General features: G+C 67.2%; 24 protein-coding genes. 13 read left to right on the top strand and 11 right to left on the bottom strand.

What is annotated here, in order from left to right:
- Positions 1–47: 47 nt before the first annotated feature.
- The gene (locus tag AC3WS6_RS03355; RefSeq protein WP_492499656.1) at positions 48–1217 is read right to left on the bottom strand and encodes a DNA cytosine methyltransferase; all 1170 of its coding nucleotides are present in this window, start codon (positions 1215–1217) and stop codon (positions 48–50) included.
- Positions 1218–1450: 233 nt separating this feature from the next.
- Here AC3WS6_RS03355 and AC3WS6_RS03350 point away from each other — a divergent pair, with 233 nt between their 5' ends.
- Positions 1451–2452, top strand: coding sequence for an SDR family NAD(P)-dependent oxidoreductase (locus tag AC3WS6_RS03350; protein WP_492499655.1), 1002 nt, complete (start codon positions 1451–1453; stop codon positions 2450–2452).
- Positions 2453–3081: 629 nt separating this feature from the next.
- On the opposite strand, the gene AC3WS6_RS03345 is transcribed toward AC3WS6_RS03350, so the two are convergent.
- A complete protein-coding gene (locus tag AC3WS6_RS03345; protein WP_492499654.1) occupies positions 3082–3564 on the bottom strand; it encodes a hypothetical protein in 483 nt (160 codons plus the stop codon).
- A gap of 105 nt (positions 3565–3669) precedes the next feature.
- Between AC3WS6_RS03345 and AC3WS6_RS03340 the strand changes: the two genes are divergently transcribed.
- Together AC3WS6_RS03340 and AC3WS6_RS03335 are read left to right on the top strand one after the other, a co-directional pair.
- Positions 3670–3981, top strand: coding sequence for a hypothetical protein (locus AC3WS6_RS03340; protein ID WP_492499653.1), 312 nt, complete (start codon positions 3670–3672; stop codon positions 3979–3981).
- 32 nt (positions 3982–4013) lie between these two features.
- The gene (locus AC3WS6_RS03335; protein ID WP_492499652.1) at positions 4014–4397 is read left to right on the top strand and encodes a hypothetical protein; all 384 of its coding nucleotides are present in this window, start codon (positions 4014–4016) and stop codon (positions 4395–4397) included.
- A gap of 6 nt (positions 4398–4403) precedes the next feature.
- On the opposite strand, the gene AC3WS6_RS03330 is transcribed toward AC3WS6_RS03335, so the two are convergent.
- The 4 genes from AC3WS6_RS03330 to AC3WS6_RS03315 form a co-directional block, all read right to left on the bottom strand.
- Positions 4404–4814: a DUF1428 domain-containing protein gene (locus tag AC3WS6_RS03330; RefSeq protein ID WP_492499651.1), complete on the bottom strand. Its 411-nt coding sequence runs from the start codon at positions 4812–4814 to the stop codon at positions 4404–4406.
- Positions 4815–4943: 129 nt separating this feature from the next.
- Positions 4944–5699, bottom strand: coding sequence for a GIY-YIG nuclease family protein (locus AC3WS6_RS03325; RefSeq protein ID WP_492499650.1), 756 nt, complete (start codon positions 5697–5699; stop codon positions 4944–4946).
- 67 nt (positions 5700–5766) lie between these two features.
- Positions 5767–6231, bottom strand: coding sequence for a hypothetical protein (locus AC3WS6_RS03320; RefSeq protein ID WP_492499649.1), 465 nt, complete (start codon positions 6229–6231; stop codon positions 5767–5769).
- Between the two features lie 78 nt (positions 6232–6309).
- Positions 6310–6879 (bottom strand): TetR/AcrR family transcriptional regulator, encoded by a 570-nt coding sequence (locus AC3WS6_RS03315; protein ID WP_492499648.1) that lies wholly within the window; start codon positions 6877–6879, stop codon positions 6310–6312.
- Between the two features lie 74 nt (positions 6880–6953).
- On the opposite strand from AC3WS6_RS03315, the gene AC3WS6_RS03310 reads away from it, so the two are divergent.
- Positions 6954–7415 (top strand): hypothetical protein, encoded by a 462-nt coding sequence (locus AC3WS6_RS03310; RefSeq protein WP_492499647.1) that lies wholly within the window; start codon positions 6954–6956, stop codon positions 7413–7415.
- 1 nt (position 7416) lies between these two features.
- Here AC3WS6_RS03310 and AC3WS6_RS03305 read toward each other — a convergent pair whose 3' ends face one another.
- The 3 genes from AC3WS6_RS03305 to AC3WS6_RS03295 form a co-directional block, all read right to left on the bottom strand.
- Positions 7417–7932, bottom strand: coding sequence for an RNA polymerase sigma factor (locus AC3WS6_RS03305; RefSeq protein ID WP_492499646.1), 516 nt, complete (start codon positions 7930–7932; stop codon positions 7417–7419).
- Positions 7932–8519, bottom strand: a complete 588-nt coding sequence (locus AC3WS6_RS03300; protein WP_492499645.1) for a hypothetical protein — start codon at positions 8517–8519, stop codon at positions 7932–7934. The genes AC3WS6_RS03305 and AC3WS6_RS03300 overlap by 1 nt, the downstream gene beginning before the upstream one ends.
- Positions 8520–8619: 100 nt before the next feature.
- Positions 8620–9174 (bottom strand): dihydrofolate reductase family protein, encoded by a 555-nt coding sequence (locus AC3WS6_RS03295; RefSeq protein ID WP_492499644.1) that lies wholly within the window; start codon positions 9172–9174, stop codon positions 8620–8622.
- 348 nt (positions 9175–9522) lie between these two features.
- Here AC3WS6_RS03295 and AC3WS6_RS03290 point away from each other — a divergent pair, with 348 nt between their 5' ends.
- The 5 genes from AC3WS6_RS03290 to AC3WS6_RS03270 are packed head-to-tail and all read left to right on the top strand — an operon-like array spanning position 9523 to position 14748.
- Positions 9523–10254, top strand: coding sequence for a GntR family transcriptional regulator (locus AC3WS6_RS03290; RefSeq protein ID WP_492499643.1), 732 nt, complete (start codon positions 9523–9525; stop codon positions 10252–10254).
- On the top strand, positions 10251–11972 hold the full coding sequence (atzF, locus tag AC3WS6_RS03285) for an allophanate hydrolase (RefSeq protein WP_492499642.1): 1722 nt from the start codon (positions 10251–10253) through the stop codon (positions 11970–11972). The genes AC3WS6_RS03290 and atzF overlap by 4 nt, the downstream gene beginning before the upstream one ends.
- 60 nt (positions 11973–12032) lie before the next feature.
- Positions 12033–13037, top strand: coding sequence for an ABC transporter substrate-binding protein (locus AC3WS6_RS03280; protein WP_492499641.1), 1005 nt, complete (start codon positions 12033–12035; stop codon positions 13035–13037).
- 2 nt (positions 13038–13039) lie between these two features.
- Positions 13040–13933 (top strand): ABC transporter permease, encoded by an 894-nt coding sequence (locus tag AC3WS6_RS03275; protein ID WP_492499640.1) that lies wholly within the window; start codon positions 13040–13042, stop codon positions 13931–13933.
- Between the two features lie 8 nt (positions 13934–13941).
- Positions 13942–14748: an ABC transporter ATP-binding protein gene (locus AC3WS6_RS03270; RefSeq protein WP_492499639.1), complete on the top strand. Its 807-nt coding sequence runs from the start codon at positions 13942–13944 to the stop codon at positions 14746–14748.
- Between the two features lie 304 nt (positions 14749–15052).
- Here the strand turns inward: AC3WS6_RS03270 and gnd are convergent, their stop codons facing one another.
- Positions 15053–16108, bottom strand: coding sequence for a phosphogluconate dehydrogenase (NAD(+)-dependent, decarboxylating) (gene gnd, locus AC3WS6_RS03265; RefSeq protein WP_492499638.1), 1056 nt, complete (start codon positions 16106–16108; stop codon positions 15053–15055).
- Positions 16109–16277: 169 nt separating this feature from the next.
- Here gnd and AC3WS6_RS03260 point away from each other — a divergent pair, with 169 nt between their 5' ends.
- Positions 16278–17258: a hypothetical protein gene (locus AC3WS6_RS03260; protein WP_492499637.1), complete on the top strand. Its 981-nt coding sequence runs from the start codon at positions 16278–16280 to the stop codon at positions 17256–17258.
- A gap of 150 nt (positions 17259–17408) precedes the next feature.
- A complete protein-coding gene (locus AC3WS6_RS03255; RefSeq protein ID WP_492499636.1) occupies positions 17409–18596 on the top strand; it encodes a MalY/PatB family protein in 1188 nt (395 codons plus the stop codon).
- A 254-nt stretch (positions 18597–18850) separates the two neighbouring features.
- Here AC3WS6_RS03255 and AC3WS6_RS03250 read toward each other — a convergent pair whose 3' ends face one another.
- Positions 18851–19813 (bottom strand): hypothetical protein, encoded by a 963-nt coding sequence (locus AC3WS6_RS03250; RefSeq protein ID WP_492499635.1) that lies wholly within the window; start codon positions 19811–19813, stop codon positions 18851–18853.
- Between the two features lie 273 nt (positions 19814–20086).
- Between AC3WS6_RS03250 and AC3WS6_RS03245 the strand changes: the two genes are divergently transcribed.
- Complete coding sequence (locus tag AC3WS6_RS03245; RefSeq protein ID WP_492499634.1) at positions 20087–21112, top strand: G5 domain-containing protein; 1026 nt, start codon at positions 20087–20089, stop codon at positions 21110–21112.
- A 200-nt stretch (positions 21113–21312) separates the two neighbouring features.
- Positions 21313–22653 (top strand): glycoside hydrolase family 125 protein, encoded by a 1341-nt coding sequence (locus AC3WS6_RS03240; RefSeq protein WP_492499633.1) that lies wholly within the window; start codon positions 21313–21315, stop codon positions 22651–22653.
- The last annotated feature ends 4 nt before the right edge of the window (positions 22654–22657 follow it).

Here is a 22657-nt window from a genome sequence, read left to right as displayed (position 1 = left end):
GCCTGTCATTGTCCGGCACCATTCTGGCGCACTCACTGACCGTAGTCCTAGACCACCAGAGATTCCTTCGAGGTCAGAATCTTTGAGACTTCGATGTTCGGCTCGATCCAGGGATAGTCCACCCCGGCGAACGATCTGAACAACGCAGTGAAGATCGCTTCTGCGCCCTTGACGGGCACCGCCATGCCGACTTGCTTCCTGACGCTGTCCTTCAACCCCTCGAACACGAAGTCGTCGGGGAATGACTGGAGTCGAGCCTTCTCGCGATTGGTCAGCGCGCGGTTGAGCGACCAGTGGTAGACGTGAGACCCCCCGCCACCGGCCCCCGTAACCGTGTAAGCGGGCTTGTCAGGCTCAAGCCGCTTATAGGTCGTGCTGATAGTTGTTCGGGTGTTGATATGAAGATGCTTTGGCATCAATTCCAAAGCTCGTCGCGAGAACGCATTCTCGCCCGGAAGTATATAGCTGAGCCGCTCGATGACGTTCTCTGATTGCCTTGTGAACTCATGATTCGCGGTCTGCGATCCGATCGGCGGTACCGTGAGTGCTGATTTCACGGTCACGTCTACGTCCTCATAGATCGTGGGCGACGGAACTCTGAAGTCGATATCGATGTCCTCGCGGATTCCGACGATTACGATCCGTTGCCGACGTTGCGGCACCCCATACTCGTCGAACGAGTAGAGGTGCGGGACGATTCGATAGCGCAGGTCATCTGCTGGAGCCTGGAGATGCTCGAGGATTTGCTTGAAGGCCCTGCCCTCATTAGCGCCTCGCAAACCGGAGACATTCTCTGCCACAAACCACTTCGGACGCTTCGAGGCGAGTGTCCTCACACCATAGGAATACAGCGGGCCATACTCGCCAGTGAGACCTTTCCATTCGCCGACGAGACTGTAGTCATTGCAAGGAAAGCCGAACGCAAAACCATCGATTTCTCCCAGAGAATCAATGTCCAGATCGTGTACGTTCTGGTGAACAATTCCTCCCCCAGACGGCGGAAGATCCGCCGAGGCCTCAACGACTCGCGCCTGGTCACCGAACTCCGGTGCGAGGATGTTCCTCATGTATGTCCTGCAGGTATCGAGGTCATAATCGTTCGCCCAAGCGTGCAGAAGCTCGGTATCTCCTACAGCCGCGGCCGCAAGCCTCGCCCCAAGGGCCATCCCACCTGGGCCACTGAACAACTCGCCCATGCGGAAAGTGATATCGGGCACAACGCTCCTTAGTTTCGACTCTCGCTTAGCAACCTACCGGCATCCAACGACTGCCGTCGGAAGACACGGGCGACGCTCGAAGATTAGTTCGACCCTCAGACATCGAGACGCACAGACGAAATCGGCTCCGCCATCGCGGGCAAGTAAAGAAGGCTTCCGCCGTGTGCTGGAATCCGTAGAGCTAGAATTACAGGACGCACCGTTGCGAAACCCAAGCCTCAAGGAGCACCCTCATGGCCCTCACCGCCCACTCCACTATCGGCGACTGGATGAACGACCCGACCGGCGGGCCGCTCATCCGCGCACTCTTCGAGCAGACGGGCGCCGACCCCGAGCTCCTCACCCCCGTGCTCGGCCTTCCGCTGCAGCAGCTCGTCGCGATGAGCCAGGGCGCACTGCCGCAGTCGGTCGTCGACGACCTCGTGCGCGCAGCCAACGGCGGCGAGATCCCAGAGGCCAACGAGTCCGCGGGCTGGACCGAGAAGCCCACCAGCGGACGTTTCGCCGGCAAGACCGTGATCGTGACTGGCGCAGCATCCGGAATCGGCAAGGCCACGGCATCCCGCATTGCCCGTGAAGGCGGACGTGTCATCGCCTCCGACATCGCCGCCGACAAGCTCGACGCCCTGAAGGCCGAGCTGCCGGACGCCGACATCACCACCGTCGCCGGCGACCTCACCAAGCAGGACGCGATCGACGCCGTCATCGCCGCTGCGGGCGACCGCATCGACGCCCTCGCGAACGTCGCCGGTATCAACGACGACTTCTCCCCCGCAGGCGAGACGACGGATGCCGTCTGGGACCGCGTCATCGCGATCAACCTCACCGCTCCGTTCAAGCTCATGCGCGCGGTGCTGCCGATCATGGAGAAAGCCGGCCGCGGCTCGATCCTCAACGTCTCCAGCGAAGCGGGTCTGCGCGGCAACTCGTCGGGCAACGCCTACACGGCCAGCAAGCACGGCATCATCGGCGTCACGAAGTCCGCGGCGTTCATGTACGGGCCGAAGGGCATCCGCGTGAACTCCGTCGCTCCGGGCGGCGTCGCCACCGGCATCCCGATGCCCCCGAACATGTCGGAGTACGGCTCCGGTCGTCTGGCCCCGTTCCAGCAGGCGATCCCGACGGTCGCGACCGCCGAGCACCTCGCCGCGTCGATCACGTTCCTGTTGTCGGACGACGCCGTGAACATCAACGGTGCCGTGCTGGCATCCGATGGGGGATGGTCGGTGCAGTAAGCACCCTGAGACCACGCCCCTGCCGCCCGAACGGCAGGGGCGTTCTTCTTCGCTCCGTTGGCTCTGGCTCCGAAGAGAGTGCGTTGGGCGGCCGGTGGCCCCTAAGCCTCTCCGCCTTCACCAGCTTCCGGATCTTCGCCCCTCGTTGCCCGACGTTGCCAATCGAGAATCTCGTACTTCCGGCTGTGCTCCGTGCAGAACCAGCCTTCCTCGAAATGCCGCGTCCCCTCGGTCGTCCCGCACTTCTTCCTCGAGAGTCGATCCACCTCTTCGCAAGGATTCCGGTCCGGCGGTTGCAACTCTTCCGGCGCGAGATGACTCCATGGAGACCAAGAGCGCTTCGGATGCTCGGAACATCTCCATTGCCACTTGCCACCCTGTTCGTGAACTCCGACGGCGTCCGGCCGGTACACCGAATCTGCTGTCCAGATTCGGTACACGGTGAGTTCCTGAACTGGATGCCACTCATCGTTCTCCTGCACACCGCAGTACGTGCAATGGCCTGTGTCCTCGTTACCTGGTCGCACCCGCCTGTCGGCGACTTGGTCCAACGGATACGGTGTCTCGACCAGCATGTCTTGATATCGCACGTTCATTCCCTTGCTCTTTGATCAGGATTCAAATGTTCTTCAGCTTGCGCGCTCGGCGTCGCGGAGCAGCTTGGCGACCTCGGGGGTCATGGAGTACTTCTCGCCGTCCCAGTCCCAGACGTAGTGCCACACCCCGCCCTTCGGGGTGCGGTACAGCGGAAGCTCCGCGCGACGGATCGCCTTGCCGACCCCTCCGAGAATGCCGGCGACACCCGAGACGCCGTTGGGGTGGTTGAGCGCAGAGGCCAGTTCGTCTGGAGTGAAGTGGGCCGTTTCCCGCGTTGCAGATCGACTGAGGAAGGAGAGCACCGAACGACCGGGTCCCGATACTCCGTTCCATAGCCGTACAGCGATTTCCTCTGCGTTATCCGCCACTGCCCAGGAGGGGACGGTTCCCGACTCGATCCGCACGGGGTCAGCGGTGTCTGGGATCTCGGCAACGAACTCGCCGAATCGAATATAGAACTCTTCGACACGCCGCTCGGGCACGTGAACTGTGATCGGTATCATCAAGATCTCCAAGGTATGTTGCGAGGTACGTTGGGATCAGTAAACCGCACCGCCGCTCCGAACGCAAGATACCTTGACACTTATCTCGCGCTTGGGCGCGGATGACAGACTGACCTCATGCACACCCGCCCCGAGATCGTCTGCATCTGCGGCTCGATGCGCTACGCCGAAGACATGCGCGCGCTGAGCCGGATCCTCACGCTCGATGGCTTCATCGTTCTCATGCCGGCCGAGATCGACACCCCGATCACCGACGAGCAGAAGGCAGCGCTCGGCGAGCTGCACCTGCGCAGGATCGACCTGGCCGACCGCGTGGAAGTCGTGAACCGGGGCGAGCACTTCGGCGAATCCACCCTCCGCGAGATCGCCTACGCAGAGGCCGCGGGCAAGCCCATCACCTTCGTCGGCGTCACCAGGGGCACGCAGTAGAGCTCACATCTCCGCTCGCTACCCTGACTCCCATGAAGAAGCTCCCCGCGCTCGCGTCGCTCGCCGTCGGCATCCTGCTGCTCTCCGGATGCTCGCAGGCGTCGACCGTCGCGGCCTGTGGTCAGGTCGCCGCCCAGGCGGTGCAGGTCGCCGGCGTGCTCGAGAGCTTCAGCTCGCCGACCCCCGAGGCCGCGAAGGCGGCTCTCACCGAGGTTCGCGCGGTGGCCGAGAAGATCCGCGGCATCGACGGTCCCGCGGAGTTCGTCACGCTCCGCGACGAGTGGACGACGAGCATCGACGCGTTCGCCACCGCAGGCGAGAAGGCCGTCACGGGCGACGTCAGCGGCATGGATGCGGCATCCGCCCAGCTGCGCACGGCGACCGACGCGATGGTCGCCCACTGCACCCCGAACTGAGCCCCGTCACTCGCTCTGCTGCACGCTCATCGCGATCTCGAAGCTGTCGCCGATCACGCGCCCGCCGTCGAACACCGGGTCTTCATCGAGCGTCTCGGTCACGCGTGGATCCCGCGTCACGGCAGCGGTCCCTCGATCTCGAACCTCGCGTGACGGCCAGGTCGTCACCGTGACCACGACGGACTCCTCAGCGCTCGCTCCGACGAGGCCCGCGATGCTCTTCAGCTCGCCCGACTCATACGACGCACCGTCTGCGTGAAAGTCGGACGGGTCGGCTGACTCGTTCGATTGCCAGTAGTCGACGACGCTGATCGCCCCATGATCGCGATACACCTGGGCCATGCGCTTCGAGAAGTCCAGGTAGGCGGCCTTGCGTTCGGTCGCCACCGGAACGACGGTGATGTCAGCGAACGTCATCCTCAGCTCCCGTCCTCGGTGTCGAGTACAGGGCAAGGGTAACCACCGCCGGCCTCACCCGACCAGACGTTCCCTACCGCGCGATGCCCCGCAGCAACCGCCTCACCGTCCACTCGATGCGCTCGGCGCTCAGTTGCGGTTCAATCCCCAGCGGCGCGAGTCGAGCGCCCGCTTGTAGTGCTCCTCAGCCTCGTTGACGTCTCTCTCCGGCGTCGCCGGATCGAAGACTCGGAGGATCGAATAGCGGAAGGTTGAGGGCTCGAGGTTCCGTAGCTCGACGTTCCCGCCATGCCCGTTTGCCGCATAGACCGCCCAACGCTGACGGATGCTCTCAGCCCCATCCGCTTTACCGACGTAGTGACGACCGTCGCGAGTATCAGTGATCAGGTATATCCCCTTCACCGACGCGAGTGCGGTCCGCCACGACGCATACCGATGATCGCGCATGACCGCTTGGAGCTGCGGGTAGTCGAGAACAAGTCCGTCGAATCCGGGGAACGGAATCGGCTTCGCATCTGCGATCTCCAGTACTGGGTACGGAGCCGCCGTCACGCCGTTGATCCACCAGGCCCGGGGAGACTTCCACCCGATGACGAGCCTGTTTCGCAAATCGGCCATCTGCTCCGACACCGTCAGGGTGAACGCGCGCTGCCGTCCATCGTCCCACGCCTCACCGTGGTTCTCGACGACCGACCAGAACCGAGCTCGCCCTCCGTCTTCACGGATGAAGACGACCCAGTACCGCGAGGGCGTGACGGGAAAGACCCGTTGCTTCGCGCTCTGCCGACTCGTGTAGAACAGGATCTCGTCGTCGGTCGAGTCGGCGTGGATGCCCTGGAGCCCGCTGTCCTCATGCTCACGCACGTAGGCATGGCGAATCACCATGGCTTCTTCAGGCCGGATGCCGGCGCTTCGGAGAATCCAGTCCAGCGAGAGCATCAGAGGAAGCCGATCACTGCTTCGCTAGGCGAACCGTCATCGTTGTGCCGAGAGCCGTCAGCTCATACGAGAGCTCACCGTCTGTATAGGTGAAGGTCTTCGTTTCATCGCTCGAGGCCATGAGAGCGTTGTCGGTCTTGGTCTTGTCGTTCACGGAATCCCACGTGAACGACGTCGATCCGTCGACCGGAACCTCGATCGTTCCGGCCCAGTAAATCGCCTGCATGTCCGGAGAGTTCCAGAAGACCTCGATGGTCTCGCCCGTGATCGTGGCTGACTGGAAGCTGTCTTCAGCGGCGGAGTTCGTCTGCTTCCACTCCCCGGTGAGATCGACGGGCTCAGGAGTCTCTTCGACCTCTTCGACCTGTTCGGCGGGAGCCGACGTCGAGTCTGTCGTCGTGTCAGCAGCGGGAGCGCTGCAGGACGTGAGAAGGAAGACGGCAGCGAGAGACGCCGCAAGGCGCAGTGGAGTTTTCATCGGCCCAAACGTATCGGTCACCCTGGCCCCGTAATGGCGTCGTTACCGCTTCGCAACGAGCAGACCAAAGGACGTTCCCTACCGCGCGATCCCCCGGAGCAACCGCGTCACCGTCTCCTCGACCCGCCCCGCGCTCAACGGCTGTCCGATCAGCGCCGCGTACGACGCCATGGCGATGAGCTGGTCGGCGATCGCGTCGGCATCCACGTCTGCCCGCACCTGCCCGTCGACCTGTCCGCGCGCGATCCGCTCAGCGACCCACAAGCGAATAGGCGCCGCAAGCCGCTCGTTAAGCGCGAGCCCGAGTTCGTGGTCGGTGGCGGTCACCGCGATCAGTGCCCGGGCGAGCGCCACACCCTCGGGCCTCGCGAGTCCGGCAGACATGGCCGAGAACCAGGAGTGCAGGTCGGCTCGGATGTCTTCGCTCGTCGCGACGGATGCCTCCGCGAGGGGCACCTCGCCTTCGAGCAGCGCCTCTCCGAGGATCGCCGCCTTCGACGGCCACCACCGGTAGATCGTCTGCTTCGAGACTCCCGCGGATTCCGCGAGTCCCTCGATCGTCACCGCTTCATAGGCACCGGCCACGACGGCGGCGCGCATCGCCTCGAGCACGGACTGGCGCGCGGCTTCACTTCGGGGACGGGGCACCAGACAAGGCTACTCAGGTGCGGGGGCGCTGCTCGTCGCGGCGGTGGGGGCGCCGCGGAGGATAGAGTCACCGCATGGGGGAATCCGTGGCAGTCGAGACATCGGCACAGCGCATCCCGACACTCGCCCTCACCGTCTTCGGCTTCGTGCTCTTCCCTTCGGTGATGGCTGCCGTGCAGGCGGTGATGATGATCCCTCACCTGCCGGACTCACGAGCCTCCATCGGTTGGGTCGTCACGCTCATCATGATTCCGACGGTCATCACGGGCATCGTCTCGGGTCTGACCGCAGCACTCGGCGCATACATCGGCAGGCGCATGTCGACGGACGGGTCAGTCGGAACAGTCGGCTGGCAGGTCAGCGTCGGCGCGGGCCTCGGTGGAGCCATAGGCAGCGTGCCGTTCCTGCTCTATGTGGCCTGGTGGTACCAGAACGGTCCCGGGCCGTGGATCCTCGTGCTGGGATACATCGCGATCTTCGGCGCCTATGCGGGGTTCACCGCGTTGTTTGCCAGGCGCCAGCAACGCACCGCGTGACTCACGTCGACGCCTTGGAGGTCGCTTCGAGCCTCACGCGGATCTGACGTTTCGCGCTCGACAGGCGAGATCGAGCGGTCGAGGGGTTGATCCGCAGCACGGCCGCCGCTTCATGCGAACGCAAGCCATCCCAATAGACGAGCCGCACGAGCTCCGCGTCATCGGCGCTCAGCGATTCGATCGCTTCCCTGACCTCAGCTGACAGGCCGTCGCTGTCAGCCACCGGATGCGTCGACCGCGCATCGTCGACGAACCGTTGGACAGCCGCTGAGCGCCGAGCAAGCGAGCGTCGCGAGTTCAGCAGCACGTTTCGCGCGGTGGCGAAGAGCCACATCCGGGCATCGAGCTCATCGGCCGGCATCTTGCGCCTGATCTTCCACGCGGTGAGAAGCAGCTCCCCATAGGCCTCAGCGGCGTCGGCTGAGTTCAGCATCCGTCGCTGAAAGTAACGAGACAGATCCTCGCCGTTCTGCCGGATGAGGGCATCGAACCGAACAGCCGATTCACCGCCGCCCATCAACGGCACTCCGTCGACTGCGAGTAGAGGCTGACCTCGTGTCCTGGCGACATCTCATGCCCGCGAGCCTCGAGTTCCGCGAACAGCGTCTCAGCGACGACGCGATTGACGGCGTCGCGCGTGACCTCGGTATCGCTGGCCTCGATCGGGCTCAGCTCACCGTCTTCGTCGACGGCATTCGCGTAGTCGTCGCGCACCGCAGCCTCTGCGGCCGTGAGGTCGAGTGCTTCGAGATCCATCGTGTCGACGATCGTCTTCGCGTCCTGCACAATGGGGTCGTCTTCGGCCAGGCCCTCCCACTTGACCAGGAAGCCTTGGAAACAGGCCGAGCCGTCGGCGCTCTCGATGTTGAAGACGTTGTCGGCGACCCATCCCCACGGCGTCTCGTTGCCGCCCCCGGCCATCGCGACCGAACCGCCGCCGATGGCCACGATGCCGGCGACCGCTCCGACCACCCAGCGCATGCCACGCCCTCGACGCTGCCTGGCCTCTCGCAGGATTCGGTGGCTGTGAGCGTCGAGGTTGCCGGGGGTCGTCACCTGCGGTGCTGCATCGCGCAGCAGCGTTCCCAGTTCACTGTCGTTCATCGGTGCAAGCCTCTCTCGCGGACATTCTTTGTGCAGTACATGTCCGCAAGGCTGCGTACTGTCCGAGCTGTCAGGAACGCGGCGGTCTTTCTGCCACTGGCTAGCTCGGCCGATACCGCTGCGCCACCGCCCCCGATCCGAACTCGCGTCGGTCGACCAGTTCGAGTCGCGTCTCGGGTAGTCCGTCGAGCAGCCGCGGGCCACGTCCAGCGATGACCGGATGCACGACGAACGTGTATTCGTCGATCAACCCCAACTCGGCGAGCGCGAGAGGAAGAGTCGCGCCACCGACCGACAGCCCCTCACCCGGCTGCTTCTTCAAGGCGCGCACCGCATCGCCCAGGTCACCCCGCACCAGCTCGGCGTTCCAGTCGACCGCGTCGAGCGTGCTCGACACGACGTGCTTCGGGATGCGGTCGAGGGCGTCGGCGAACGGATGCTCCCACTCGTCCATCCAGTCGGGCCATTCTCCGGATGCCGGGCGGCGCCAGGCGGACTGCATCATCTCGTAGGTCACGCGGCCGTAGAGCACGGCATCCGCCCGCTGCATCTCGCCGGTCCAGAACTGCATCAGCTCTTCATCGGGGGCAACCCCCGCCTCGTGGTGCACGCAGCCGTCGAGAGTGACGTTGATCGCGTAGCGCAGTGGTCTCATCTCGCCGATCTCCTTCGATGCGGGCGGTGGGTGGTGCGGGATATGGGTCAGCGTAGCCAACCAGCGCGGGCCACGTCTCGGGCGGAAACCTCACGGTCGTTGAGCGAAGACGACGGAGTCGACTGAGACGAAACGTCAGAAGCCGACCTCGAAACCTCACCACGTTTCGTCTCGCTCGGCTCCGCCGGGCTCGCTCAACGACCGGGGGTGTGCCGCTCCGCGGGGCTCGCTCAACGACCGGGGGCGGCCGCTCGGCGAACGGGGACGCGTCGGATGTGAGGAGAACGTAACGCGGAGAGTGCGACGCGGATACACCGCCGAAACATGGATACCGAACGATGTCCATCAATGGATACATCACTGGCCACATCGCAGGATCCGGGCTCCGAGCGCCGGCGTCCCGCCCGCATCCGCGTCTACGAGCAGCTGCGGGCCGAGCTGCTGACCGCGGCGTACTCGCCCTTCCACCGCTTCACCGAGGAGAACGTCGCCGAGCGCTTCGAGCTCTCCCGCACCCCGGTGCGCGATGCTCTGGCGCGGCTCGAAGCAGACGGCCTCCTCGTCAAGCGCGACGGAGCGCTGTACCGCTACATGCCCACGCTCGAGGAGTTCACCGACCTCTACGAGCTGCGCATCCTGCTGGAGTCGCAGGGCATCGACCGCGCCATCGCCGACCCGACGATCACGCATGAGCGGGCCCAGCTCACCGCCGAGCAGGACCTCTGGATCTCTCGGCTCGAGGCCGGCATCACCCCCGATCCCGGTTTCGTCGACGCCGACGAGCACTTCCACCTCGCGCTCCTGGGCGCCGCGGGCAACCGCGAGCTGGTCGGAGCGCTCGAGCGCGTGAACCGCCGCATCCGCCCGATCCGCATGCACGACTACCTCACCCAGGACCGGGTCGACGCGACCATCAGCGAGCACCTCGAGATCATCGAGCTCGTGCTCACCGGCCGCCTCCGCGAAGCCCGCGACTTCCTGCGCACGCACGTCGGCCAGTCGCAGTCGATCGTCGAGGCCCGCGCAGCTCGCGCCATGCAGATCTCCCACATGAACCACGGATTGGACCCGCACCGATGATCTCCCTCTCCTCTTCCGAATCCGCCGCAGCCGACATCGCGGCACTCGAGACCGCACTGGACGCGGCACCCGCCAGCATCTGGATCACCCGCCGCAGTGCCGCAGAGATCCAGGCGGATGCCGAGAGCGTGCGCGATCGCGTCGCCGCCGGCGCAGCCCTCCCCCTCGCCGGTCTGACCTTCGCCGTCAAGGACAACATCGACGTGGCAGGCCTCCCGACCACAGCCGCACACCCCGCCTTCGCCCGGATCCCGGCGAAGAGCGCCACCGTCGTGACGCGGCTGCTCGACGCCGGAGCCATCCTCGTCGGCAAGACGAACATGGATCAGTTCGCCACGGGGCTCGTCGGAACACGCAGCCCCTACGGCGTCGTCACGAGCGCGCTCGACCCCCAGCGCGTCTCCGGCGGATCGAGCTCGGGATCCGGCGCCGCCGTCGGGCACGACCTCGTCGACTTCTCGCTCGGCACCGACACCGCGGGCTCGGGGCGGGTTCCGGCCGCCTTCAACGGCATCCTCGGCGTGAAGCCCACCCTCGGACTGCTGCCTCTCGACGGAGTACTCCCGGCCTCTCCCTCGTACGACACCGTCTCGGTCTTCACCCGCACCACCGGCCTCGCCGCCCGCGTGATGTCGGTCGTCGCCGGCCCGTCGACGACCGACCCGAAGAGCAGGCCGTGGGCGCTCGACGCTCCGCAGGCGGCACCCCCGCGACCCGTGATCGCCGTGCCTCGACGCGCCGACCTCGCCTCGCTCTCGCCGGCGGTCCTGGCGGCGTTCGACCAGACGATCGCACGCTTCGAGGCGCTGGGCGCCGAGACCCGCACGATCGACATCTCTCCGTTCCTCGCCACCGCCCGCCTGCTCTACGGCGGCGGCCTGGTCAGCGAGCGGGCCTGGTCGTACGGCGCCTTCCTCGCCGCGCACCCGGAGGAGGCCGACCCCTCGGTCGCCGCGATCGCCGCCCGCGCCGCAGAGATCGACGGCACCACGGTGATCGATGCACAGCAGGCCGTCGCCGCCGCGACGCTCCTCGCCCGGCAGGCTCTCGACGGCACGGATGCCCTGATCATCCCGACCGCGCCGATCCACCCGACCGTCACCGAGGTCGCGGCCGATCCGCTCGGCGTGAACAGCACCGTCGGCACCTTCACGAACTTCGTGAACCTCATGGACATGGCCGCCGTCGCCGTGCCGACGGGTGAAGTCGCGGGCGAGGGCCACTTCGGGGTCTCGATCGTGACGCCGACATTCCACGACCAGGTCGCGCTCGATCTCGCGGCCCGCCTGCTCGGCGAGGCGGAACAGGATGCCGCGCTCGACGCCCCGGGCGTCGACGTCGCCGTCTTCGGCGCGCACCTCAGCGGCGAACCGCTCAACCCGCAGCTGCAGGCTCTCGGAGCCCGGTTCGTCGGCGAGGTCCGCACCTCGGACAGGTTCCGGATGCTGCTGGTCGAGGGCGCTGTCGACCGCCCGGCGGTCATCCGATCGGCCGAGGGCGCGGAGCTCCCCGGCGAACTGTGGCGTCTGTCGCCCCTCGCGCTGTCGACGCTGCTGCGCAGCATCGCCGCTCCTCTCGCACTCGGCGAGATCGAGCTCTCCGACGGCTCGTCGGTGCTCGGCTTCACCGCATCCGTCGACCTCACCGAACGAGACATCACCGACTTCGGCGGCTGGCGCGCCTACCGCGCGGCATCCGTCGTCCCCGCGACCGCCTGACCCGACCCCCGACCCTGCCCTGCCCCACACGTCCTGACACCGCCCCCACCAGGAGAACACATGACCTTCCGCACTCCCTCCCGCACTTCCTTCCGCACCCCGTCGCTCGCCGTCGCGTCTCTCGCCGCCGCCGCGCTCGTGCTCACCGGCTGCTCCGCGTCGTCATCCTCGGCCGACTCCGACGGCGGTGAAGGCGGCGGCCAGTCCATCACGATCGGGACGCTGCGCGCGCAGCCCCACCTGTTCAGCCCCTTCTTCTACGAGGTGGTCGCCGAAGACGGGATCGACGTCGAGATCGTGCTCTTCGACACCTCCAGCGACATCAAGAACGCGATCGTCTCGGGATCGGTCGACTTCGGGGTGACCGGTGCGGCATCGGTCATCGCCGGCGTCGCGGAGAAGCAGGATGTGCGCATCGTCGCCTCCGCCGCCGACGGCGGCACGCGCATCGTCGCCACGGAGGACATCGAGACCCCGGACGACCTCCGGGGCGCGAAGGTCGGCTTCCCGATGGGCGCCACACAGGAGATCCTGCTCAAGCGCACGCTCGAGGCGCAGGGCATCGACCCCGCGAGCGACGTCGAGCTCGTCAACCTGCCCTTCGCCGACATGGCCACCGCGTTCGCCTCCGGGCAGATCGACGCGTTCATCTCCGCCGAGGTGGGCCCGTCGATCGCGATCGAGGGCGGCGCTCACGAACTGATGTCGGCCTACGACACCCCGATCGGGCAGACGAACATCGTGCTGGCCACGAGCAACAGCCTGATCGAGTCGGACCCCGAGCTCGTGCAGGCCGTCGTCGACACCCACATCGCAGCGGTCGAGCACATGGCCGACGACACCGCGGCCTGGGCCGACGGCCTCGTCGAGGAGTTCGCCCTCGACCCCACGATCGTCGACCTGGCGATCGAGAACATCTGGCCCCGCTGGAACCTCGACGCCGACTACCTCTCGACGCTCGCCGCGATGAGCGAGGAGATGCTCGCCTTCGACCAGGTCTCGGCCGAGGTCGACCAGGACCTCCTCACCGACGACAGCTTCGTCGAGACCGCACGGACGGAGTGACCATGACGACCACCGCACTCGCCGATCCGCCTCAGGGCGTCGCGAACGCCGAGACGCAGCCCGACGGCATCCGCTCCCCCCGGCCGCGCCGCCGACGCCGCCTGTCACTCGGATGGGCCATCGCGCTTCCCGTTCCGATCCTCATCCTCATCGGCTGGCACCTGGGCGTGCAGAACGCCTGGACGCTGCCGTTCGACATCAAGATGACGTTCCTGCCCACACCGGGAGAGGTCGCCCTGCGGGGTGTGGACTTCGCCGTCGGCGGCATCTACGACGACTCGTTCAGCGGCACGCTCTGGGGCCACCTGGGCGCGTCGGCGCTGCGGGTGCTGCAGGGCTTCGGCCTCGCGGTCGCCGTCGCCGTGCCGCTCGGCGTGCTGATGGGCCGATCGAAGCTCCTGTTCCGCATGCTGGAGCCGACGGTCAACCTGGTCCGCCCCATCCCCGTCACGGCCTGGGCGCCGCTGACACTGCTGATCATCGGCTTCGGTGACCGCTCCACCGTGTTCCTCGTGTTCATCGCCGCGGTGTTCCCGATCCTGCTGAACACCATCAGCGGAGTGCACCAGGTGCCGGGGCGTCTGCTCGAAGCCGCCGCGATGCTGGGAACACCCCGACTGCAGTCGCTCTACAAGGTCGTCATCCCGGCTGCCGCTCCGCAGATCATCAGCGGCATGCGCATCGCGATGGGGCTCTCGTGGGTGATCCTCGTCGTCGGCGAGACGGTGGGGATCAGCACGGGCCTCGGCGCGCTCATCACCCAGGCCCGGGAGCAGTCGCGCACCGACCTCATCATCGTGGGCATGGTCGTCATCGGCCTGGCCGGCTTCATCGCCGACCGCCTGCTCACGCTCATCTTCGCCATCGCCTTCGGGCGCCGACCGATCCAGAAGTGAGAGATCGCATGAGCATTCCTCCCCAGCACGCCGCCGACATCGTCATGACCGGTGTGGGCAAGCGATACCCCGGCTCGCCGATCGCCGCCGTCGACGGTGTGGACATCACCGTCGCGGCCGGCGAAGTCGTCTGCATCGTCGGCGCCTCCGGATGCGGCAAGTCGACGCTGCTGCGCATGGTCGCGGGCTTCGAGACGATCACCGAGGGCTCCCTCACCGTCGCGGGCACCGAGGTCACCGGTCCCGGTCCCGACCGTGGAGTGGTCTTCCAGGACTACGGGCTGTTCCCCTGGCTGACGGTGCGCGAGAACATCGAGTACGGCCCGAAGCAGGCCCGCCTGCCCCGCGCGGTCGTGAAGGAGCGGGCGACCGCCGCGCTCGACTCGGTCGGACTCAGTCGCGTCGCAGCATCCTTCCCGCACCAGCTCTCGGGCGGGATGCAGCAGCGCGTCGCGATCGCGCGACTGCTCGCGAACACCCCGTCGGTGATGCTCATGGACGAACCGTTCGGCGCTCTCGACGCGCTCACGCGCACCGAGATGCAGCACGAACTGCAGCGCATCCAGCGGGATGCCGGCATCACCGTGCTGTTCGTGACGCACAGCATCGAGGAGGCCGTCTACCTCGGCGACCGCGTGCTCGTCATGGCCGGCGGCACCGCCCACGGCAACTCGGGGCACGTGCGGGACATCGTGACCGTCGACCTCCCCGGCGAGCGCGACGTGAACTCCCCGGAGTTCAACGCCGTCGAGCGCCGGATCGACGCCCTCGTGCACGCCGGCAACGACCACCGGGTGGATGCCACGCTCGTCTGATCCGTCGGGCGGCCCGGTCGTTGAGCGAGGACGACGAAATCGACCGAGACGAAACGTCGAGAGTCCACCTCAGGACCTCACCACGTTTCGTCTCGGGCCGCTTCGCGGGCCACGCTCAACGACCGGCACCGGCCGCTAGTCCGACTCGGCCTTGCGCGAGCCCGCTTCCAGCACGTCACCCCCTCGGTCGTTGAGCGAGGACGACGAAGTCGACCGAGACGAAACGTCGAGAGTCCACCTCAACACCTCACCACGTTTCGTCTCGGGCCGCTTCGCGGGCCTCGCTCAACGACCGGGGCGGCCGCTAGTCCGACTCGGCCTTCCGCGCACCCGCTTCCAGCACGTCACCCGCCGGCAGCTCCTGGTGTCCGCCGAACTGCAGGCGCATCGCCGACAGCACCTGGTTCGCGAAGCGGTCTTCGTCGCGCGAGGCGAAGCGTTCGAACAGGGATGCCGCGAGCACCGGCACGGGCACGCCCACATCCACGGCGGCCTTGACCGTCCAGCGGCCTTCCCCCGAGTCCGACACCCGGCCGGCCAGACCGTCGAGCTGCGGGTTCTCGGCGAGCGCGGCCGCGGTCAGGTCGAGCAGCCACGACGAGATGACCGACCCGCGGCGCCAGAGCTCGGCGACCTTCGACGTGTCGATGGGGAACTGGTAGAACTCCGGCTCTTCCAGTGGGGCGATCTCGGCCGAGTGCTCGGCCTCGCGCACTCCGGCATCCGCGTTGTGCAGCAGATTGAGTCCCTCGGCGATCGACGCCATGATGCCGTACTCGATGCCGTTGTGCACCATCTTCACGAAGTGTCCCGCACCCGAGGGGCCGCAGTGCAGGAAGCCCTCCTCTTCGGGGGTCAGGTCGCCGGTGCGCCCGGGCGTGCGCTCGATCTCGCCGACGCCCGGAGCGACCGAGCGCAGGATCGGCTCGATGCGCTGCACCGCGGCATCCGGCCCGCCCACCATGAGGCAGTAGCCGCGCTCGAGTCCGAAGACTCCCCCGCTCGTGCCCACGTCGACGTAGTGGATGCCGCGCTCGCGGAACGCCTTGGCGCGCCGCACGTCGTCGCGGTAGTTCGAGTTGCCGCCGTCGATGATGATGTCGCCCTCGTCGAGCACCTCGGCGACCTGGTCGGCCACGGCGCCGGTGAGCGATGCGGGCACCATCATCCACACGGCACGCGGCGCCTCGAGCTTCGACGCCAGGTCGGCCATGCTGTCGGCACCCGTCGCTCCCTCGGCGACCAGTGCCTGCACGGCATCCGCATTCACGTCGTAGACCACGCACTCGTGCCCCGCGCGCATGAGGCGGCGCACGATGTTGGCGCCCATTCTGCCGAGTCCGATCATCGCCAGCTGCATGAGATTCCCTTCGTCCTCGCCCCCGGTGGGCCGAGTCGGGGCAATCCTGGCACGGTCACGGATGGTGCTCAATGGCGTTGCGCGGCGCCCGGGCGTTCCCCATGCGTCCCGATAGCCTGGGGGCGTTGACCGCGCGGGGGAGCTGCGCGAACTGACGACCGGAGATCTGATGCCTTCACCGCGCTTTCGCGCGCTCGCCGCGCTCGCCGTCGCAGGGATCGGTTCCGCAGCCCTCGTGAGCTGCGCCGCGTCCGCCGACACCAGCGGCAACGGCCCGACGGAGCAGAGCGTCGCCCTGCTCGACGAGTTCTTCGCGCACCTCGAGAAAGGGGAATCAGCGGATGCGGCGGCTATGACCAGCATCGACTTCCCCGAGGAGTTCATCGACGCGGACTTCTATGCGGCATCCGCCGCCCTGCCGACCGACGCGAAGGTGGTCGACGTCGAGGGCAGCGATGAGCACACAGTCACGGCGAGGGTCGAGTACGTGCTCGATGATCCCGAGAACCCGATGACCGCGACCTACAAGGTGAAGAACACCGACGGCGAACGCCTGATCTCGTGGTTCGACGAGTCATTCGTCGTGATCAACGTCGGCTCGCCGGGGCGCCTCGTGCTCAACGACGAGATGGAGTACCCCATCTCCACGGACGCCCCCCGGGTGTTCCTCCTGCCGGCGCTCTACGCCTGGACCTACGACGACCAGACCGGCACCACTCAGCTCGACCCCGACGGCACGAACGATTTCACCGCCGCATGGCCGATGGACGCCCCGCCGTCCGACGCAGACCTCCCCGACCGCATCAGTGTGAGTGCCAACGACATCACTGTCATGGCGCTGGTCGGAAAGGACATCACCGATGCCGTCGACGCGCAGATCGAAGAGCTGAAGACTGCCTGCGTCGCCGAGCTGCTCGTCGGCCCCTCGTGCCCCGCCTCGCTCATCGAGTACAGCAAGCCCCTGATCGACCCGTCGACCGTGCAGTGGTTCCGCATGCCGGATTACGGCCTCAGCGGCGGCGACGGCGTGGTCGAGTACTCGAAGGGTTTCACGGTGCAGTTCGACGGTGAGGTCTACCCGCTGCCCGCCGTCTACGAGGGCACTATCACCCGGGATGCCGACGGAGTCGTGTCGTACACACGCAAGTAGCGGCGGATCGGCCGTCTCTCTGCGGGCACGGCTTCGGAGCCGTGAGACGACACGCAGACGGATGCCGACCCTCGACGGCGTGTCGGGTGTGGCATCCGAAGCTGTGCCCGGGGCGGGCCGCGGCACCCCGCCGGGTGGAAGGATTGAGTCATGACATCCGGCGCCTTCGATCTGCTCACCGAACACGACCTGCGAGCCGCCGGCAGCCTCAAATGGACCACCTTCCCCGACATGATCGGGGCGTTCGTCGCCGAGATGGACTTCGGACTCGCCCCCGCGGTCAACGGGGCGCTGAAGGACGCTCTCGACCTGGGCGTGACCGGCTACCTGCCCGAGAAGCTCGCGAAGGACCTCTCCGCAGCGGCATCGCGCTGGTACTCCGACTCGTACGGATGGGAAGTGCCCGCCGACCGCATCCACCACGTTCCCGATGTGATCGCCGCGTTCGAGCTGGCGATCGAGAACTTCACCACGCCGGGATCGGCAGTGATCGTGCCGACTCCCGCGTACATGCCGTTCCTGATCGTGCCGCCCATGCACGACCGCCGCGTCATCGAGGTGCCGAGCATCGAGGTCGACGGCCGCTGGGTCATGGACCTGGATGCGGTGGCCCAGGCGTTCCGCGACGGCGGCGAGATGCTGGTGCTCTGCAACCCGCACAACCCCCTCGGCACCGTGGCGACCCGCGACGAGCTGATCGCGATCGCATCCGTCGTGACGGAGGCCGGAGGCCGGGTGTTCTCCGACGAGATCCACGCGCCGATCGTCTACGCCCCGGCGCAGCACATCCCCTACGCGTCGGTGTCTGCGGATGCCGCCGCGCACACCCTCACCGCGACGTCGGCCTCGAAGGCGTGGAACCTCGCCGGCCTCAAGTGCGCGCAGGTCATCCTGTCGAACGATGCGGATGCCGAGCTCTGGGAGCGTCTCGGATTCTGGCCCGGACACGGCACCTCGACCCTCGGCGTGATCGCGAACATCGCTGCCTACACGGGCGGACGCGAATGGCTCGACGGCGTCGTCGACTACCTCGACGGCAACCGGCGGATGCTCGCGCAGCTTGTCGAGGAGAAGCTGCCCGGTGTGCGGATGACCGTGCCCGAGGGCAGCTACATCGCACTGCTCGACTTCCGTGAGACCGGCCTCGAGGGCGATCTCGGCGAATGGTTCCGCGAGCACGCGGGCGTCGCGATGACCGATGGCGCGGCGTGCGGTGAGGCCGGCATCGGGTACACGCGGTTCGTGTTCGCGCTGCCCCGACCCGTCATGGCCGAGGCGGTCGAGCGGATCGCGCGAGCGCTCGCCGAGCGGACTGCGGAAGAGTCCGGCGCCGCGTAACTCCTGCGGCCTGGCGAAAGACCCCGCGCCCGCCCCCGCACGTCGAGGCATCGTCAGCCCTGCGTGGACTCTTCCCGCTCGAACCACGCCGCGCAGAGGCCCGATTCTCCGCTCTCCCGGAAGACGGGATCCTGCCAGTGGAGGGAGAGGGGAGCGCTCCAGACCGGGAACATCTCCGGCCGCTCGGTCGCAGCCTCGTTCACGCGCCCGAGCAACCGATCCGCCTGTTCGACATCGCCGCTGTCGACCGCCGATCATGCGGATCCGCTGCCGGTCACTCGCTGCAGGTCGGATGCCGCCGGATCGGGCATCGAGTTCCCGCCCGTCCGCCCCACCAGCATCCGACCGACCGTGCCGACGATCGCGATCGCCAGGGCGACGATGACCGGCAGCACGCCGTCTTCTGCGAGCACCGCCGGGAACACACCCACGCCCGCGGCGATCATCTCGGGGAAGTCGCCCAGGATCAGCCGGAACCCGAGCGAGTACGCGATCGACATCAGCAGCGCCGGCAGCAGCCACAGAGCAAGCAGCGACGCGGCCCAGACGAGGAGTCGCTGGAGCGGGCGCACGCCGCACCAGGCGAGCGCGAGGCCGACCACGATCGCGGGAACCCACTGCACGACGGCCGGTAGGAACACCGGCGGGAAGACCTCACCCGTGAAGGCGAGGAACCAGCGACCGAGCCACTCCCCGAACGGCACCGCGGCGAGCGCGACACCGAAGGCGGCGATGCCGACGGACCGGTGCGAGGTCATCCAGAACCCGAGCTGAGCGAGTGCCGCGACGACCACGGTGCCGCCGAGCAGTCCGGCGAGGTAGATGACGGCCTGCGGGTCGGAGCCGAGCGCAAGGCCGGATGCCGTCATCCCGAAACTCTCGACGATCGCGACCACGTGGACCGCCAGCACGCCGAGCGCGGCAGGCCAGACCGCGAGTGCGCGGCGGCGGGCGACGATACGCACCGCGAGGCCGGCGAAGACCCCGCCGAGCAGCAGGACCGCGAGGATCACGACGACGTAGTACTGGCTGACCGGCAGCAGCACGAGAGGCATGTCGTCGGGCATCGTCGAGAGCACCCAGAGGTTCTGCAGCGGCAGGCGGGCGCCGCTGAGGATCCACGGCAGCAGGCCCAGGATGCCGCCACCCACCCCGATGAGGAACGGCAGCAGACGGGAGGGCGGCGTCGTCGCGTGGGCGGCGGTGTCGGCGGTCATGACAGCAGGCTGGCACAGGATGCCGGTTCGGGCGCGAAGCCCGGGTGGTTCGTGTCGCGGTGCGGGGTCAATAACGCACCCTTTCCGCCGTGCGGGGTCAAAAACGCATCCGTAGGGACCGATTCCGGTGGTTCATTGACCCCGCACGGTTTCCCAGCGCCACGAGGGCCGACTGAATCGTTACTTGTCCGGTGCGTCTCGCAACCGATATACAGGTTCGAGGCGCTCTGGGGGCGCCGGCGATTCGTCGCCTCATCGTCGAGGGGAACCTTCATGTCTCAGCCGCCTGCCGCGTGGCATCCCGATCCCGAGAACCCGCATCAGCTGCGCTGGTGGGACGGGCATCGCTGGACCGCGGCCACCGCCCCGTCACCCGCGGCGGCCGTCACATCACAGCGCAACCAACCCGTCGAGCCCGTGGCACCGGATGCCGGGAAGCGCCGCAGCGGATGGCGCATCGCCGGCCTCATCGCGGCGTCGCTCGTCGTCGGCGGCATCCTCGCGCGCGTCGCACCTGTCGTCATGATCTTCGCGATCGTCGCGGCGATCATCGTCGCTCTTTTCGTGCTTCTGGTACGACCGGCTCCCGCGCTGGGCCTGCGGTCGCGACGGTCGGGACTCGCAGCCCTCGGCGTCGCGGCCCTGCTCGTGACCGGCGGGGGCATCGCGAGCGCGAGCAGCGGTACGACCACCCCGACGGCATCCGAGGCGCAGACATTCGCTACGCTGCCGACCGCCACCGCGACTCCCTCGGCATCTGCGACGCCGACCCCGACCCCGGTCCCGACCACGTTCCAGACGGCGACCGAAGAGGTGCTCGTGCCGTTCGAGGCGTCGACGATCGACGACCCGGAACTCGCGCACGGCACGACCGCGCTGGTCAGCGCCGGTGTCGACGGAGTGAAGGTCATCACCTATCGCGTGACCGTGGTCGACGGCCTCGAGACCGCGCGCGAGGTCGTCAGCGAGGTCCTGCAGACGGCGCCCGTCAACGAAGTGACCGCAGTCGGAAGCAAGGTGCTCGCTCCCGCACCCGTCGCACCGGCCGCAGAACCCGCGCCCGCACCGGCGCCCGAGGTCGTTCCTGCGCCGGTGCCGGCTGCTCCGGTTCCGGCGGTGCCCCAGCCCGGTGGATGCGACCCGAACTACGCGGATGCCTGCGTGCCCATCGCGAGCGACGTCGACTGCGCAGGCGGCAGTGGCGACGGCCCCGGCTACGTGCAGGGTCCGGTGCGGATCGTCGGGTCTGACATCTACGACCTCGACCGCGACGGAGACGGCATCGCCTGCGACAAGTAACACGGAGGGCCGGCCGGGGTCAATAGATATACTTATTATGCTCCTGCGCCCCCTGTTCTGGCGCAATCTCGTGTGCACTGACGCGGGAGAGCCCCACCCGCACACATACGTAAAGATATAAATAGATTTAATCTGAATTACGAGCTACACTCGGCGATGTCGCCCAGAGCGGGGCGACCTCAGGTTCACCGAGGAGCATCGTGGCTCAGACCCATTCGGCCTTCATCCATTCCGTCGCGGAACGCGTGCGAACGCGCACCGACGCGGCCACGGCGGCGATGTTCGAGCGCTGCTTCGAGAACACCCTCGGCACGACGCTGCAGGAGATGCCCGACGGCACGCTGTTCATGCTGACGGGCGACATCCCTGCGATGTGGCTGCGCGACTCGGCTGCTCAACTCGGCCCCTACCTGCACTTCGCGGCCGAAGACCAGACGATCAGCGACATGATCGCAGCGGTCTCTCGACGGCAGATCGAGTACGTGCTGCTCGATCCGTACGCCAACGCCTTCAACGCCGCCCCCGACGGCAGCGGACACCAGAGCGACCTCACCGAGCAGTCGCCGTGGATCTGGGAGCGCAAGTACGAGGTCGACTCCCTCTGCTATCCCGTGCAGCTCGCGCACGACCTCTGGGTCACGACCGGTCGCACCGACCACCTCGGCGAATCCTTCGCCCGAGCCGCACGCACCATCATCGAGCTGTGGCGCACCGAGCAGGACCACGAAGCCCACTCGACCTACCGGTTCGAGCGCTTCGACTGCCCGCCCAGCGACACCCTCGTGCGTGAGGGACGCGGCAGCGAGACCGCACCGACCGGTCTCACCTGGTCGGCGTTCCGCCCCAGCGACGACGCCTGCGAATACGGCTACAACGTGCCGGGCAACATGTTCGCCGCGGTCGCGTTGCGGCACATCGAGGCGATCGCCGTCGAGGTGCTCGGCGACGGAGAGCTCGCGACGAGCGCCCGCGACCTGCGCGCCGACATCGAACGGGGCATCGACGAGCACGCCGTGACCCGGAGTCCGTCTCGCGAGGAGGTCTACGCCTACGAGATCGACGGCCGCGGCGGCATCCTGCTCCTCGACGACGCGAACGTGCCCAGTCTTCTCTCGCTGCCGCTGATCGGATGGTGCGGCACCGACGATCCGCTCTACCTCGCGACTCGCGATTTCATCCTCAGCACCGCCAACCCCACGTACTTCACGGGCACGCTCGCCTCGGGCACCGACTCGAGCGGACTCGGCAGCCCGCACACCCCGGTCGATCATGTCTGGCCGATCGGACTCTGCATCGAAGGCCTCACGACCGACGACCGCGAAGAGAAAGAGCGCATCCTGCGGCTGCTCCTCGAGACGGATGCCGGCACCGGCCTCATGCACGAGTCGTTTCTCGTGACCGACCCGACGGTTTTCACCCGGGAGTGGTTCTCGTGGGCGAACGCCATGTTCTGCGAACTCGTGCTCGACATCACGGGCCTGAAGACGCTCGACCGGGGCGCGCTTCGGCGCGAACCCGTCACTGATGGCCGACCGGCATGAGCGT

The organism is Microbacterium sp. EB106-03-03-XG65, from assembly GCF_058791955.1.
Note: the sequence above shows the minus strand (reverse complement) of the source record. Positions and strands in the feature narration are given on the sequence as shown.